Genomic DNA, 14,822 nt, shown 5'->3' with positions numbered 1-14,822 from the left:
AGCCGGCGGGCGCCGCTCCTCAAAACCGCTGTCAGCGGATCCTCGACCGTCTCCGGCTGACGCAGGGGGACAACAGTGGTATCGCTCATCTCGGCGTATCGCTCCTTCGGGAGGTTCAGGCAGGCTTTCACCCACCTCGATACGCCGCCTCTCTCACATCGCCATCACCCACTTTCGGCGATAGCTCCGTGATCACCTGGCGTGGTCGCTTCCTGGCGCACCGCCTGGAGGGGCTGGTCGACGCACCCCGCAGCGGGGCGCCATGACGGGTGGGTGATGATGCCGTCGAGGCGATGATCACGCGAACGCTGGAGAGCCAGCCGGAGGGTACAACCCACTGGTCAACGCGCGCCATGGCGCGGCAGGTCGGGATGAGCCAGACCATGGTTTCGCGCATCTGGCGAGCGTTCGGACTTCAGCCGCACCGGTCAGAGACCTTCAAACTCTCTCGCGATCCGGCCTTCGTCGACAAGGTGCGGGACGTGGTCGGCCTCTACCTTAACCCACCCGACCGCGCTCTGGTGCTGTGTGTGGACGAGAAGCCGCAGATCCAGGTCAATGAGGGGACCGCGCCGGTCCTGCCCATGCGCCCTGGCCAGGTCGAGCGCCACGGCCACGACTATGTCCGGCACGGTACCACGGACCTGTTCGCCGCCCTCGACGTGCAGGCCGGGACCGTGATCGGCGCCTGCAAGGGACGTCACCGAGCGACCGAGTTCCGGGCCTTTCTGGATCAGGTCGAGGCGGCCGTGCCCGCGGATCTCGACGTCCATCTCGTGCTCGATAACGCGGCCACCCACAAGACGCATGTGGTCCACGACTGGCTGCTCAAGCGGCCCCGCTGGCACCTGCACTTCACGCCAACCTCGGCGTCCTGGCTCAACCTTGTCGAAGGCTGGTTCTCGCTGCTGACCCGCCGCTGCCTCCAACGAGGCGCCTTCGCCAGCACCGACGCCCTCCAGGCCGCTATCCAGGGTTACATCGACAGGACCAACGCTGAGCCGAAACCCTTCATCTGGACTAAGTCCGCCGACGATGTCCTCGCCAGCACCGGACGGTTCTGCCAGCGAACCTCTAACTCAAACCACTAGGGTGAGGATTGTTCCGGCAGCCGATCCCTCTCACGCTTTGCCACCTCGGCGAGAGGGTGGTTCGGATGCCGCGCGACGAACAGGTCGAATGCCGCGGCCCTGCCGCTCTTTCTGGCCGCATCGAGCTCCTGCTCGATGGCGATGTTGCCGTCCCGCGGTGGCGGGTCGAGCGACGCCCGTTTCGGTGTGTTGGCCATCCCGGGATTGCTGCCACTCAAGACGCTGAGGACGAGGCCGAGTACGACAAGGCTAAGCTGTCGGACCCGGGGCAAGAGGGCCGCCTGGGGAGACACGGCGGATAATCCGGGCCGCTGCACACGGCCTGTTCGGCACAGCATATCGCCTGTCTCCTTCTTACTCGATAGAGGCGTATTCATGCGACGCCGGCCGAATGCGCCATGGGCATGGGCATGGGGTAAGACGACCCTCCTCCAGTGCATCGCTCCCGGTCACTCCGGTTCAGCGCCCTACACTGTGCTTTTTGCATTGCCGGCCGTAGTCCCGACAGCGAAACCGCTGGCAGCCCTGAACGGTCTGGTCCGGCCGCTCGGGCGTGGCCAAGCTGCAGCCGTTGCACTCCATCCCAAAACATCCGTTCATCCTTCAAAAGATCGGATGCCCACCGGGCTTGGCTCGGGATCGCGATCAGATTGCCTCCGGAGCGAGAGCTGATGAGTCCTGCGGAACCCGCCTCAGAGCACGAAGTCTGCTGCGGCCATGTTGTGAACCCCTGTGAGAACCAGTGAAAAGTCGGCGCGACCATCTCCGTTGACGTCGCCCTCCACATAGGTCTCACCGCGGCTGGCATTCTGAACGGTGCGCAGCTGGCCTGCCCCGGTGAAGGCACCGGTTCCGAGAAACGTGAACTTGTCGTTGGTGCTGGTTGAGGCGATTGCATCGATCTTCGACACGTCGATCTTGTCGCCGCTCCCCCACTCCACAAGGATGTCCGACGGCAGCCCGGTGGAGCCTCCGCCCACATCGCTCAGTGAGCGGAACACGAAAGTGTCCGAACCCGTGCCGCCCGACAGGGTGTCCCAGCCTGCTCCCCCCTCGATCACGTCATTCCCGTCCATTCCGAAGATGGTGTCATCGCCACCGACACCTGCAAGGGTGTTGTTCCCGGAATTGCCGGTGATCTTGTTGCCGGAGGAGTTACCAGTGCCGGAGATATCGCCAGTGCCGGTCAGCACGAGATTCTCGATGTTGGTTTTCAGGATGAACTTTCCAGGCGCGGATGAATAGACGGTGTCGGTGCCAGCGTTGCTCTTCTCATTTACGAGATCGCCGGTGCTTTCGACATAGTAGGTGTCGTCCCCCAGCCCTCCATCGAGTGTATCGTTTCCGATGCCGCCGATGAGGATGTCATTGCCAGCGCCTCCGGTCAGGTAGTCGTCTCCGTCTCCGCCGTCGATGGTGTCGTGCCCGCCCAGGGCGTTGATGCGGTCAGCCAAGTTAGTGCCGACGAGCATGTCATCGCCCTCGGTGGGAATGTTGCCGCCCGCCGCGGTGTCATCGTTTCGAATCGTCCCGGTGGTGGTTCCGTTGGCGATGGCGGTGCCAGAGGAGGCGGAGAGGACCAAGGTGAATACTTCGTCGCCCTCGACCACCGCGTCGCCCGAGACATTGACGGTGATGGTCTTGGTGCTCTCCCAGGCCGCGAAGGAGACGGTGCCGCTTGGCAGCACCCCGCCAAGGAAGTCTGCGGCATCCGCCGCGCTCGCTCCGTTGCCGCTGACAACCCAGTCGGCACTACTGAAGCCGCTGATGTCGCCCGAGCGGGTGACCGTGAAGATGAAAGCCGTGGTGCCGCTATCCCCCTCCGCCAGGTTCAGCGGGCCAGACAGGGTCAGGCTCGGGCCAGGCGCGTCATCGTTAGTGATAGTTCCAGCAGTCGTGCCATTGGTGATGCTGGTCCCCGCCGAAGGCGAGGAGAGCGTCAGAGTGAAGGACTCGTGAGCCTCCGCGAGGCGGTCGCCGGCAACGTTGACGGTGAGGGTTTTGGTGCTCTCTCCGGCCGCGAACGAGACCGTGCCGCTCGGCAGCACTCCACCAAGGAAGTCTGCGGCATCCACCGCGCTCGCTCCGTTGCCGCTGACGGCCCAGTTGGCACTACTGACGCCACTGACGTCGCCCGAGCGGGTGACCGTGAAGATGAAGGCCGTGGTGCCGCTATCCCCCTCGGCCAGGTTCAGTGCACCAGACAGGGCCAGGCTCGGGCCAGGCGCCGCAAGGTCGTCGTTGCGAATGGTGCCGGTGGTCGTGGCGGTGGTGATGCTGGTGCCGGACGAGGGGGAGGAGAGCGTCAGGGTGAAAGTCTCGTCTGGCTCGACGATCGCATCGCCGGCCACGTTCACCGTGATCATCTTGGTGGTTTCGCCTGCCGCGAACGCCACCGTGCCGCGCGGCAGAGCGCCCCCAAAAAAGTCGCTGGCGCTCGCGGCATCTGTGCCGCTGCCTGTGACAGCCCAACTGGCGGTGCTCGCGCCGTTGGTGTCGCCGGAGCGGGACACCGTGAAGGTGAACGCCACGCTGCCGCTGTCGGCCTCAGGCAAGATCACAGGTCCAGAGAGCGACAGGCTGCTGCCGACGTTGCCGACCAGGTCGGCCGTCGCGAAGGTCTTTCCGGCGAAGCTGAAGAACTCGACCTCGCGGACAAAGTCGGTTCCGCTAGCGCTCCTGACGATAATAGCGCCGTCCGCGGCCCGGGTGATCGCCATCGCCTCCCGTGTCTCGGAGTAGACTGCCGTATCCGAACCGGCGCCTCCGTAGATCACGTCATCCCCATTGCCACCGGTGATTTTGTCGTTGCCGTCCTCCCCCTTGAGGTCGTCGTTCCCATCCCCACCGTTCAGGATGTTCTTGCCTGAATTGCCGACAATCTGGTTGTTCAGCGAGTTCCCTGTTCCGCTACTGTCGGCCGTGCCGGTCAGCTCCAGGTTCTCGACATTGCTCTTGAGGGTGAATTTACCACTTCCCGAGAAGAGGACGGTGTCGACGCCGCGGTTACTCTTCTCGATGATCTGGTCACCGCTGCTGTCGGCATAGTAGACGTCATCTCCAAGGCCTCCCTCAAGACGGTCTATGCCTGCGCCGCCGATCAGGATGTCGTTGCCGGCTCCGCCGATCAGGTAGTCGTCTCCGTCTCCACCATCGATCGTGTCGTGCCCGCCCAGGCCGTTGATGGTGTCCGCCTGCGCCGTCCCGGTGATCTTGTCATCCCCCTCGGTTGGGGTGTTGCTGCCGGCCACGTCGTCATTGCGGATGGTACCCGTGGTCGCGCCCGTAGTGATGGTGGTTCCAGCGGATGGGGAACTGAGGGTCAGGGTAAAGGTCTCATTACCCTCGATAACCGTATCGCCGCTCACGTTGATCGTGATGGTCTTGGTTACCTCTCCGGCCGCGAAGGTGACTGTCCCACCAGGGAGCGCCCCACCAAAGAAGTCCGCGGCACTGGCTGCGCTGGCCCCGCTGCCACTCACTCCCCAACTGGCGCTGCTACTGCCACCGATGTCGCCAGAGCGGGTGACCGTGAAGGTGAAGGCCGTCAGGCCGTTATTTCCCTCCGCGAAGCTCAGCGGTCCAGACAGGGCCAGGCTTGAGCCAGCCGCTGTATCGTCGTTCAGGAGATCATTTACCGAAACGGTCAGGCCGGAGCCGAGAAACCGGACAAACTCAACGTTCAGGAGTGTGTCGGTGATCCCGGAGCTGGTCGCAGCGAGATTCGCCGCCGTTCCCGTGAAGGCGTAATCTGACTGACGCCCCGCAAGGACGACTGTGTCGGGTCCCCCCCGGCCATCGAGAACATTGGCCGCCACGTTCCCGTAGAGGACGTCGCCACCGGCACCACCAACGGCATTCTCGATTAGAGATCGGGTGTCGCCGTTGAAGAGGAGGGCATTCGCGACATTGCCGCGCGCGTAATGGCCATCGCCGAGATTCACGAGCTGGATCGCGGAGGTCGTGGTCCATTCCCCCGGACGTACATCGACTGTGACCCCGCTTGCGTAGTTGGACAGATCGTAGGTGTCGTTGCCGCCACCATCCCAGACTGTCATGTAGACGCGGTTCGCACCCGGCGTTGCCTGCCCCACACCGTCGACTGACATCCGCCCTGTGGCCGCATCCCAACGATAGGTGGTGTTCCCGGTGTTGGTCGTATAATTCGCTCCGTACATCGTCTGCAGCGCCGCGATGTCGTACATCATCATTGACTGCGGGCCGCCCCAGGTCTCGTTCGTGTAGTACTGGCCTGGGCTACCGATGTAGCTCCGGTAGGTCATCAACGAGAATTCCTGACCGTCATGGGCTGCTGTCATGGGCCCGTACATATCCAATTCATGGCCATGCTTCAGCCCGAGTCCGTGGCCGATCTCATGCATGAAGCTAAAATACGGGTGCGCGCCGAGAATAGGGTTATCGTAGCGTCCGCTCGTGTTGTTGTACCAGGAGTCGCCACCAGTGGGCTGCGAGCTGGGATAATATCCATGCGCCCCGCTCGGCACATCGGACATGGCCAAACGCAGGTCGGCGTGGATGGTCGCTGTCTCTGTCACCTCCACGAAGGTGAGATTGGTGTAGCCGGAGACCATGGAGAAGACGGTGCGCGCAACCGCCTGCTGCGTGGCATTCAGCCCCTCGAAGGCGTTATAGGGCTGGCCGCTGCCGTAGTTTGGCCCATAGAAAGACGCGTCGGTCGGGAAACTGTAGGTGAGGGTTTGCGAAGTCCAGCGGTAGCCTGACAGAAGGCCATCGATATCCTGGTTCCCCGTGGCACTGACCGTGGTTGCGCCTGACACGTCTTTCGTTCCTCCCAGCTAGCGCGGAGGACCTGTCTCGAAGCCTGAACCGGCGGCAGCGGAGATAGGTCAGACCGGGCTTATCAGCCGCTTATCTGGAAAGATGATCCGTCAGAAGTATCATTTATGAGAATTCATCGGTCGTTTGCGCCGAATTGACATGATATGAGAAGAGCGTTTCGCGGTCTTATCGCGTTTCCTGCAAAGATCAGGTCCAGAATGGAAGCGGCAGGCCCTTCAACGGCGTGGTGCATGGATCGGACGGGTGATCGCCTCGGGATAGGGTGGGGTCTACCCCCGCGCAGGAGAGCACCCCCTTGCCCTTAAAGGCGAACGCCCACCGGCGGCATCGAATTCCGCGGCAGCAGCACCGGGTCACGGCGGACTTGTCAGAACTCGCGCCAGGGGTGGTCGGATTGGCGGCATGCGCGGCTTCAAGAGCGTCGCCTCTGCCGAAGCCGTGACGAGCTCGGCGGTTTCCGCCGCCCCTGCACCCGCCACAATCAGCCCATCCCTGCCAACCGCCATCGTCTACGTCATCTCCGTCGTGCCGCTGCTGTTCTCGCCATTCTCCAGGCATCGTAGACGGAGTCCGACACCCAACTCGCGCCACCAAGTTTGGCGTGAGTGCTGACAGAACCGCTCATACTTCCCGAGTTCTGGTAGCCAACTCCACTCGGTTCGTCACGCCCACCTTCTGGTGGATGCCGTGAAGGTACACTTTCACGGTTCCCTCGGTGAGGTTTAAACGCTTGGCGATCTGCCGGTTCCGGAAGCCGCGCTGCACAAGATCCACGATGTCCCTCTCTCTCGGGCTAAGCTGGCGGCCCGAAGTCTCGGCACCTTGCTCCCCGCGGGTCCCAAGAACCCGCTCTGCAACCTCGGAGTCCAACCAGCGGCGGCCTGCCATGACCGCCTTGGGTCTGGGAATGCGCGCTGCTCGGCACCAGGGCACTGCCGAAGGAAGGGCTGGACGAGGCCGTCGCGGCCTTCCTCACCCGGGAGCAGCCGTTTTAGAGATGTGCCGGCACCTATCGCTGTAGAGGTGAGCGGGCCGGCTCTGGGCGCACACCCAGTCCGGGTCGGCCTCGCCCTTCCTCGGCCAGCAGCCGGGGTGGGGCGAAAGGTGCTGCCGAGGAGCATCCCGATCAGGCCGGCAAGGAGTAGCTCTGCAGGATCGAGGTCTGGAACGCTGGGGGCGGGAGCGTGCAGGATCTCCTGAGAGATGCTTTTCGGGCAATGGCTGCCTGCCCGGATGTCTGCCCTAACCTTGCCAGCGGACGTAGACGCGGGCTCACTGGGCTCCTCCAGCGGCATGATATGGTCGTGAGCACGCCGTCAGCTTACGGGCTATACGCGCGATGGAAGCTGTCGTTGTGGACTCGGCGGACACCTTGTTTACGCTGAGGAAGCCGGGAAGCGGTTGCCACGCAGTACCTGAATCTGAGCACGGGCCACCTGCATAACGCTAGGTGTCTGCTCCTGTTCGCTGTGCTCTCGCGTAAAGAATCGGAGGCAAGCCAACATGACGGGCAAAGGCAACGCTGAACGTGCTCGCCGAACTGTAGCCCACGCGTTCGGCAACCTGGGCAACACCCACGTCATCTCGGCGTAGCAGGTCCTTCGCGAGTGCCATGCGCCAGCCCAGCAGGTACTCCATGGGTGCGACGCCCACCTCGCGCCGGAATCGCTCAAAGAAGGTGGACCGCGACAGCGCCGCTTGTTTTGCGAGCTCGGCCACTGTCCAGTTCCGGGTCGGCTGGCTATGCATTTGCCGCAGCGCCATAGCGAGCCGCTCGTCGGCAAGACCGCGCAGCAGGCCCGGCGGGGCGGCGGTTCCTGTGGTCGTGCGAAGCGCCTCGATCAGCAGAACCTCGAGCAGGCGGGCAAGGACCACGTCGCGACCAGGGCGGTCGTCCCGCGTTTCATCGTTCAAGAGCTCCACCAGCGTGGTCAGCCGTCCCTGCTCCCGGACATGCACGAGTTGCGGAAGAAGCGACACCAGCAAGTGCGCGTCCTCCGAGTCAAAGGCGCAATGACCGACGAGCGCGCGGACATCGGGCGGCTGGTCCTGGCTGCCGAGCCGGAACACGCCGGGGCTCACCTCGACCGGCGGCGCCTCCATCCCAGGCGGCGGCGGCTCGAGGCTCGATGTGGCGAAGTCATGGGCTGCGGGGATAAGGACGAAGTCTCCCTTTTGGAGCGTGATCGGCTCCTGTCCGGGGATCGACAAGCGGCACGCACCATCGAGCATCGCGAGATAGAAGGGGTGCCCCTCAACCGAGCGGCGCACAGCCCAGCAGCCCGCGCCTATGACGAGCTTGGAGAATGATGCGTTGGGCTGGAGCAGGCTGACGACCTGGGCAAGCGGATCAGACATCTTCCGGACTTACGACAATGATATCCGGACTTACGAGCGTAGGTAATCCAGTCAAGTCGACCTATCCTCCTGTTGTTCCGCAACAGGAGCTTGCATGAACACCATCCTGATCACCGGCTGCTCGTCCGGCTTCGGCCTCGAGACCGCGCGCCTGTTCCTTGACCGTGGCTGGACGGTGATTGCCACCATGCGCACGCCCTCCCAGGATGCCCTGCCCCGATCCGAACGGCTCCGGATACTGCCGCTCGATGTCACCGACGCGGACAGCATCGCGCACGCCGTGGACGTGGCCGGTCCGGTCGATGTTCTCGTCAACAATGCGGGGGTCGGCCTGCTCAACGCGCTGGAAGGAGTGTCGATGGAGATGGCCCGCGACGTGTTCGAGACCAACACGCTCGGCACCATCGCTATGACCAAGGCCGTGCTGCCGCAGTTCCGGAACCGGCGCTCCGGGGTCGTTATCAACGTGACATCGGGCGTGACGCTGCGGCCGCTCCACCTGCTCTCGGTCTATACCGCCAGCAAGGCCGCGGTGAACGCCTTCACGGAATCGCTTGCGCTGGAACTGGAGCCCTTCGGCGTGCGCGTGCGCTTGGTGCTGCCTGGTCGGGCACCAGAGACGTCCTTCGGCGCCAATGCGCGCAGCCGCATGGGCATGAAGATTCCCGACGCCTATGGCGACTTGGCGGCGCAGGTATTTGCGGGTTGGCAGCAGTCCAAAGAAGAGATTACGCACCCGCAGGACGTGGCGGAGGCAGTGTGGCGTGCGGCCACCGATCCGTCCTGCCCCATGCGCCTTCCTGCCGGCGCTGACGCGGTTGCACGGTCAGAGGCGAGCTGATCGCGCAAAACGCCGAGCGGCGGGATTTGAGGCGTCGTTCCAGGCCCTGTGTGCAGGACATCCACTTCGGAGCGTCCGAAAGCAGGGATGGAGAGGCCACTATGGGCGTATAACAGCCTCTGCCAGGTCTGGCCGCAAGCGGTCGGACGGCTTCCAAGGGCTGACGGCTCGAAAGTAGACATTCGCCGTTCGCGCAGCGCTCGGCCGAGTCCGACCCAAAGCAGACCTCCCGTCCGGGTTAGATGTAAGAGCGCCGCCCCAAGCGGGCGGAGATGGTCCCGGCATCTGGAGAACCCGAACGCGCGGGATCTCGGCCTCGGCAACGGCGCCCGCTTCACTCGGACGAGCGATCTCCGGCCTCCGGCGGTTGATGGTCAGGTGTCCCGCGCGACCAGGGTCGCAGCCCGTCTAGGAATACGTCGACCAGGCGCAAGACCTGCGCCTGCCAGCCCGGCCCGTCCTGCAGGTAGGAGAGCCCGATCACTGCGCGAAGCAGGTCGTCGGGGCTGATGTCGCCGCGGACCTCGCCGGCTTCTGCCGCCGGGCGGAGCAGCGTGCCAATCGCTTCCTGCAACCGGCCGCTGGTGTAGCTCATGAGCTCCGGCGGTTTGTGCGCGGCCAGCGCCAGCGCCGCCGCCATGCCCTTCTTCGTCGCCGCGAACTCCACCAGCGACCGCATCCAGCGCTGCAGGCCCTCGAGCGGCGGCGCCACGCCGACGAGTTGCGTGGCGAGGTCCGCGAGCTGCTCCACCTCCCGCCGGTAGACTGCCTCGTAGAGCGCCTCCCGCGTCGGGAAGTGGCGGTAGAGCGTGCCGATGCCCACGCCCGCCTGCCGGGCGACCGCTTCCAGCCCGGCCTCGGTGCCGCCCTGGCCGAACACGGCCTTCGCCGCCTCCAACACGCGTTCGCGATTCCGGATCGCGTCTGCCCTGGGCTTACGCTGGCTCTTGCTCTGCTCCACGGTCATCGCCGGCCACGGTCTCCCCACACAAAAACGGAGTTTGCCTCCGTTTACGTCTTGCAAGCGGAGGACCCCTCCGTATATGACGTCGCAGCGGCTTAACGGCCAGTCCGCGCCGCCATCAGCATCCCGCCGCCGGCCAGCCTAGGGGGTCTTGGGCGGGCAGCCTATCCGCACACCGCTGCCATCGGAGGCTCCGCATGAGCTTGTCGGTCACCCTCACCATCAACCGCGTCCCGCAGACAGTCGAGCTGGACGACCCCCGCGTCACGCTGCTCGACCTGCTGCGGGAGCGGCTTGACCTCACCGGCACCAAGAAGGGCTGCGACCGCGGCCAGTGCGGTGCCTGCACCATCCTGGTGGATGGCCGCAGGGTGAATGCCTGCCTGGCGCTCGCGGCCAGCCATGACGGGGCGAAGATCCTGACCATCGAGGGCCTCTCGGAAGGCGGGGCGCTGCACCCCGTGCAGGCCGCCTTCATCACGCATGACGCCTTCCAGTGCGGCTTCTGCACGCCCGGCCAGATCATGAGCGCGGTCGGCCTCATCGAGGAGGGCCACGCCGGCGACGACCCCGAGCGCGTGCGCGAGGGGATGAGCGGCAATCTCTGCCGCTGCGCCGCCTATCGCGGGATCACCGAGGCAGTGGTGGAAGCCACGCGCGCCATGGCCGGCACGACGACGCAGGAGGCCGCATGAACCGCTTCGACTATGTCCGCCCCCGCACGGTCGCCGAGGCCGTCGCCGCGGGCGCCGAGCCCGGCAGCGCGTTCCTCGCGGCTGGCACCAACCTGCTCGACCTGATGAAGATCGGCGTGGCGCGCCCGGCACGGCTGGTGGACTTGAACCACCTGCCGGGGCTGGCGGCCATTGAAAACACGTCGGATGGCGGCGTACGGATCGGCGCGCAGGTGCGCAACGCCGACCTCGCCTATGAGCCCGACTTCGCGCGCCGCTTCCCGGCGGTGGCGGAGGCGCTGCTCTCCGGCGCCTCGGCGCAGCTGCGCAACGCGGCAACAGTCGGTGGCAACCTGCTGCAGCGGACCCGCTGCGCCTATTTCCAGGACACCGCCAGCGCCTGCAACAAGCGCGCCCCCGGCAACGGCTGTGACGCACGCGACGGCGAGAACCGGCTGCATGCCGTGCTCGGCTGGAGCGATGCCTGCATCGCGACCCATCCCTCCGATTTCTGCGTGCCGCTCGCGGCCTTCGAGGCGGTGGTGGAGATCGAGGGACCGGCCGGCCGCCGTGAGGTCCCGCTGCAGGACTTTCATCTGCTGCCCGGCAATACTCCGGAGCGCGAGACGGTGCTCGCGCCGGGCGAACTGATCATCGCGCTGCGCCTGCCGGCTGAGGCGGCGGCCTTCGCCGCGCATAGCCGCTACGTGAAGCTACGCGAACGCACCTCCTACGCCTTCGCCGTGGTCTCCGCCGCGGCCGGGCTGAGGATGCAGGGCGGGCGCATTGCCGCGGCGCGGCTCGCGCTAGGCGGCGTCGCCGCCAAGCCCTGGCGGGCGGAGGCGGCGGAAGCCGCGCTGCTCGGCGCCGCGCCCGGGGCAGACGCCTTCCGCCGCGCAGCAGAGCTTGCCCTCGCGGAGGCGCGGCCCTCGGGCGAGAACGCCTTCAAGATCGAGTTGGCGCGTCGCATCGCGGTCCGCGCGCTGACCCTGGCCGCGGCCGGCACGCCGGACCGGCTGCCGGCGCTGCCGGCATCCCCCTTCGCCCCGATCCCGGGAGGCCTGCATGACTGAGGTCCATCGCATGCGGCACGGCTCCAATGCCGGCCAGCCGATCACCCGCCGCGACGGCGTGCTGAAGGTGACCGGCGCCGCCCGCTACGCCGCCGACAACCACCCGCCGGGGATGCTCTACGCCGTGATTGCCGCGGCACGCATCGCCCGTGGCCGCGTGGCCGCGCTGGATGTGGCAGCGGCGCAGGCGCATCCGGGCGTGGTCGAGGTGATGACGCCGGCGAACCGCCCGCCGCTCGCCCTGCATCCGGACGACAAGTCTGTGCCCTTCTCCTTCCGCATGGACCTGCTGCAGGACGATCGGGTGCGCTACGCCGGGCAGCCCGTCGCGGTGGTGATCGCCGAGACGCTGGAGGCCGCGACAGAAGGCGCCGCGCTGCTCGCGCCCCGCTGCCAGGCCGAGCCGGTGGAGGTCACCCTCGACGCACCCGGTGCCTTCGTGCCGGAGGTGGTCGGCGTCGGTTCCCCGGGCGAGCTGCACCATGGCAACCTGGCAGCCGGGCTGGCCGCGGCGGCGCGGCGGATCGAGGCGACCTACGAGACGCCGACGCAGTTCCACAACGCGATGGAGCCGCACGGCGTCGTCGCGGCCTGGGACGGCGATGCGCTGTCGCTCGACATGCCGACCCAGGGCCTCGCGCTGACGCAGATGCGGCTGGCGGCCATGTTCGGCATCAGGGCGGAGGACATTCACATCCGCAGCCCCTTCATCGGGGGCGGCTTCGGCTCGAAGCTGCTGACTGGGCCGCAGGTGCTGGGCGTCCTGGCGGCGCGGCTGGTCGGGCGCCCGGTGAAGCTCGTGCTGACGCGGGCGCAGATGTACGGCCCCGTCACCCACCGCGCGCCGACGCGCCAGACGCTCCGCCTCGGCGCCGCGCCGGATGGCGCGCTCACCGCCCTGCATCATCATGTCCGCACCGCGACGAGCCGCTTCGACGACTTCCTCGAGCCCGCCGCGGGCGCCAGCCACACGCTCTATGCCGCGCCGGCGATCGCCACCACCTACGAGGCGCTGCGGCTGGACACTGGGACACCCGGCTTCATGCGCGCCCCGGGCGAGGCGAGCGGCAGCCTGGCGCTGGAAGGCGCGATCGACGAGCTGGCGGCCGCGTGCGGCATGGACCCGCTGAAGTTCCGCCTGCGGAACTACGCGGAGGTAGAGCCGATTTCCGGCAAGCCCTTCTCCTCCAAGGCGCTGCGCGAGTGCTACGCGCAGGGCGCGGCGCGCTTCGGCTGGTCCGGCCGGCCGCTGGCGCCGCGCAGCCTGCGCGACGCGGACGGCAAGCTTGTCGGCTGGGGCCTCGGCACTGCGACCTTTCCGGCCTTGATGTTCCAGGCCGAGGCGCGTGCCGTGATCCGGCGCGACGGCACCGGCGTGGTCGAAACCGGCGCGCATGACATGGGGCAGGGCGCCTGGACGGTCTTCGCCCAGATCGCGGCAGAAAGCCTCGGCCTCGATGTCGGGCAGGTGGAGTTCCGCTCCGGCAGTTCCGACCTGCCAAATGCCGGCATCGCCGGCGGCTCCGCCCACACCGCGACGGCGGGGAGCGCGATCCAGGCGGCGGGCGAGCAGGCGGTGGCGCGGCTGGCGGAGCTCGCCGTCGCGGATCCTCGCTCGCCGCTCTTCGGTGCCGACAACATCGGCGTGGTCGCGCGCAACGGCAGGCTGGTGCGGTGGGACGATGAAAGCCGTAGCGAAAGCTTCGCCGAGATCCTCGACCGTGCTGGGCGGGAGATGGTGGAAGGCCGCGGCAGCGCCGCCGCGGATGCCGATGCTGCGGAGCGCTATGCGATGCACGCGCATGGCGCGGTCTTTGCGGAAGTGAAGGTGGATCCCGAGCTCGGCCAGATCCGCGTCACCCGGCTCGTCGGCGCCTTCGCCGCAGGCCGGATCATCAACCCACGCCTAGTGAAGAGCCAGTACTATGGCGGGATGATTTGGGGCGTGTCCTTCGCCCTGCATGAGCGGGCCACGCTCGACCGGCGCACGGGCCGCGTGATGAACGCGGATCTGGCCGAGTACCATGTGCCGGTGAATGCCGACATCCCCTCAGTCGAGGCCATCCTCGTCGATGAGGAGGACCCGCATGTGAATGCGCTGGGCGTTAAGGGCGTCGACGAGATCGGCATCACCGGCACCACCGGCGCGGTGGCGAACGCGGTCTGGCACGCGACCGGCGTGCGAGTCCGCCGCTTTCCGGTCGCTATCGAGGAACTCCTCGGCTGAGCCGCAGCCGGGCCGAACCGGGGCGCCCCGGCGCGGTCCGCTCATATAGGGGATCGGCGGCCGCCGGCGCCGCTACGGCAGTCCGCGCGTCCATGCGGCCCTGCAGGCAGAGGGGCAGCGGGTGGGCCCGGAACCGGGCGGCCCGCCTGATGCGCCGCCACGGCACCGGGTGCGGGTCAAACGGCGGTTCCGGATGACGACGGACAGCAAGCATGCCTTCCCGCTCGCCCCGAACCTGCTGGATCGCCAGTTCACCGTCCCTGGGCCAAACAGGGTTTGGCTGGCCGATATCACCTACATACCCACCGGCGAGGGCTGGCTGTACATCGCCGTCGTGCTCGACCTATTCTCGCGCAAGGTGGTCGGCCGGGCCATGCGCGACACCATGGCCCAGGAGCTGACGCTTGTGGCCCTGCGGATGGCGATCACGAACCGCAGGCCTGCTGCACCATGCAGACCGTGGCAGCCAGTACGCTGCTCATGACTACCGGCGCCTGCTCGCCAGGCATGGCATGCGCTGCTCGATGGTCGGAAAGGCGATTGCTGCGACAACGCCCTGGACTTGCCCTAAGAAAGTGGAGAGCTCTGACCAGTCGCCGCCAGGCTCCACTAAACATCCGATCGGACCTCCTCGTGGGGGCTGGTCAAGGGCTTCGGTTTGTTAACCGTTGTAGATGGAGGGGCTATTGTGGGGCGCTCATTGATGATCTGGGCGTCGGCGATTGGCCTTAGCGGCTGACGCAAAGAGGTGATACAAAGGATTCCCAGGCAGC

9 protein-coding genes and 2 pseudogenes are annotated in these 14,822 nt (G+C 66.5%); 6 read left to right on the top strand and 5 right to left on the bottom strand.

Annotation, left to right across the window (positions count from 1 at the left end):
- Window positions 1–185 precede the first annotated feature (185 nt).
- Window positions 186–1,091, top strand: a pseudogene (locus ACO1BU_RS15035) (IS630 family transposase); the annotation flags it as partial.
- Here ACO1BU_RS15035 and ACO1BU_RS15030 read toward each other — a convergent pair.
- From ACO1BU_RS15030 to ACO1BU_RS15015, 4 genes are all read right to left on the bottom strand, one after another.
- On the bottom strand, window positions 1,088–1,288 hold the full coding sequence (locus ACO1BU_RS15030; RefSeq protein ID WP_424136774.1) for a hypothetical protein: 201 nt from the start codon (window positions 1,286–1,288) through the stop codon (window positions 1,088–1,090). The pseudogene ACO1BU_RS15035 and the gene ACO1BU_RS15030 sit on opposite strands and share 4 nt — an antisense overlap.
- Window positions 1,289–1,783: 495 nt before the next feature.
- On the bottom strand, window positions 1,784–5,890 hold the full coding sequence (locus tag ACO1BU_RS15025) for a Calx-beta domain-containing protein (RefSeq protein WP_424136773.1): 4,107 nt from the start codon (window positions 5,888–5,890) through the stop codon (window positions 1,784–1,786).
- 643 nt (window positions 5,891–6,533) lie between these two features.
- Window positions 6,534–6,800 carry a response regulator transcription factor gene (locus ACO1BU_RS15020; protein WP_424136772.1) on the bottom strand — a complete coding sequence of 89 codons (267 nt, stop codon included), beginning with the start codon at window positions 6,798–6,800 and terminating at the stop codon, window positions 6,534–6,536.
- A gap of 558 nt (window positions 6,801–7,358) precedes the next feature.
- A complete protein-coding gene (locus ACO1BU_RS15015; protein WP_424136771.1) occupies window positions 7,359–8,270 on the bottom strand; it encodes an AraC family transcriptional regulator in 912 nt (303 codons plus the stop codon).
- Window positions 8,271–8,364: 94 nt separating this feature from the next.
- On the opposite strand from ACO1BU_RS15015, the gene ACO1BU_RS15010 reads away from it, so the two are divergent.
- Entirely contained in the window at window positions 8,365–9,111 is a 747-nt protein-coding gene (locus tag ACO1BU_RS15010) for an SDR family oxidoreductase (RefSeq protein ID WP_424136770.1), read from the top strand.
- A gap of 334 nt (window positions 9,112–9,445) precedes the next feature.
- Here the strand turns inward: ACO1BU_RS15010 and ACO1BU_RS15005 are convergent, their stop codons facing one another.
- Window positions 9,446–10,078, bottom strand: a complete 633-nt coding sequence (locus tag ACO1BU_RS15005; protein ID WP_424136769.1) for a TetR/AcrR family transcriptional regulator — start codon at window positions 10,076–10,078, stop codon at window positions 9,446–9,448.
- A 194-nt stretch (window positions 10,079–10,272) separates the two neighbouring features.
- On the opposite strand from ACO1BU_RS15005, the gene ACO1BU_RS15000 reads away from it, so the two are divergent.
- From ACO1BU_RS15000 to ACO1BU_RS14985, 4 genes and pseudogenes are all read left to right on the top strand, one after another.
- A complete protein-coding gene (locus ACO1BU_RS15000; RefSeq protein WP_424136768.1) occupies window positions 10,273–10,770 on the top strand; it encodes a (2Fe-2S)-binding protein in 498 nt (165 codons plus the stop codon).
- The gene (locus ACO1BU_RS14995; protein ID WP_424136767.1) at window positions 10,767–11,822 is read left to right on the top strand and encodes an FAD binding domain-containing protein; all 1,056 of its coding nucleotides are present in this window, start codon (window positions 10,767–10,769) and stop codon (window positions 11,820–11,822) included. The genes ACO1BU_RS15000 and ACO1BU_RS14995 overlap by 4 nt, the downstream gene beginning before the upstream one ends.
- Window positions 11,815–14,049: a xanthine dehydrogenase family protein molybdopterin-binding subunit gene (locus ACO1BU_RS14990; protein ID WP_424136766.1), complete on the top strand. Its 2,235-nt coding sequence runs from the start codon at window positions 11,815–11,817 to the stop codon at window positions 14,047–14,049. Before ACO1BU_RS14995 ends, ACO1BU_RS14990 begins: the two co-directional genes overlap by 8 nt.
- Before the next feature lie 67 nt (window positions 14,050–14,116).
- Window positions 14,117–14,605 (top strand): annotated as a pseudogene (locus ACO1BU_RS14985) (IS3 family transposase); the annotation flags it as partial.
- Between the last annotated feature and the right edge of the window lie 217 nt (window positions 14,606–14,822).

The sequence above is a fragment of the Roseomonas chloroacetimidivorans genome (assembly GCF_049629625.1).
In the GTDB taxonomy this organism is placed as follows: domain Bacteria; phylum Pseudomonadota; class Alphaproteobacteria; order Acetobacterales; family Acetobacteraceae; genus Roseomonas; species Roseomonas chloroacetimidivorans.
Note: the sequence above shows the minus strand (reverse complement) of the source record. Positions and strands in the feature narration are given on the sequence as shown.

Bases quoted from the DNA above. Each gene is read 5' to 3' on its own strand.
- ACO1BU_RS15000 (WP_424136768.1), top strand. From the start codon at position 10,273: ATGAGCTTGTCGGTCACCCTCACCATCAACCGCGTCCCGCAGACAGTC.
- ACO1BU_RS15005 (WP_424136769.1), bottom strand. From the start codon at position 10,078: ATGACCGTGGAGCAGAGCAAGAGCCAGCGTAAGCCCAGGGCAGACGCG.
- ACO1BU_RS14990 (WP_424136766.1), top strand. From the start codon at position 11,815: ATGACTGAGGTCCATCGCATGCGGCACGGCTCCAATGCCGGCCAGCCG.
- ACO1BU_RS15015 (WP_424136771.1), bottom strand. From the start codon at position 8,270: ATGTCTGATCCGCTTGCCCAGGTCGTCAGCCTGCTCCAGCCCAACGCA.
- ACO1BU_RS15010 (WP_424136770.1), top strand. From the start codon at position 8,365: ATGAACACCATCCTGATCACCGGCTGCTCGTCCGGCTTCGGCCTCGAG.
- ACO1BU_RS15030 (WP_424136774.1), bottom strand. From the start codon at position 1,288: ATGGCCAACACACCGAAACGGGCGTCGCTCGACCCGCCACCGCGGGAC.
- ACO1BU_RS15020 (WP_424136772.1), bottom strand. From the start codon at position 6,800: ATGGCAGGCCGCCGCTGGTTGGACTCCGAGGTTGCAGAGCGGGTTCTT.
- ACO1BU_RS14995 (WP_424136767.1), top strand. From the start codon at position 10,767: ATGAACCGCTTCGACTATGTCCGCCCCCGCACGGTCGCCGAGGCCGTC.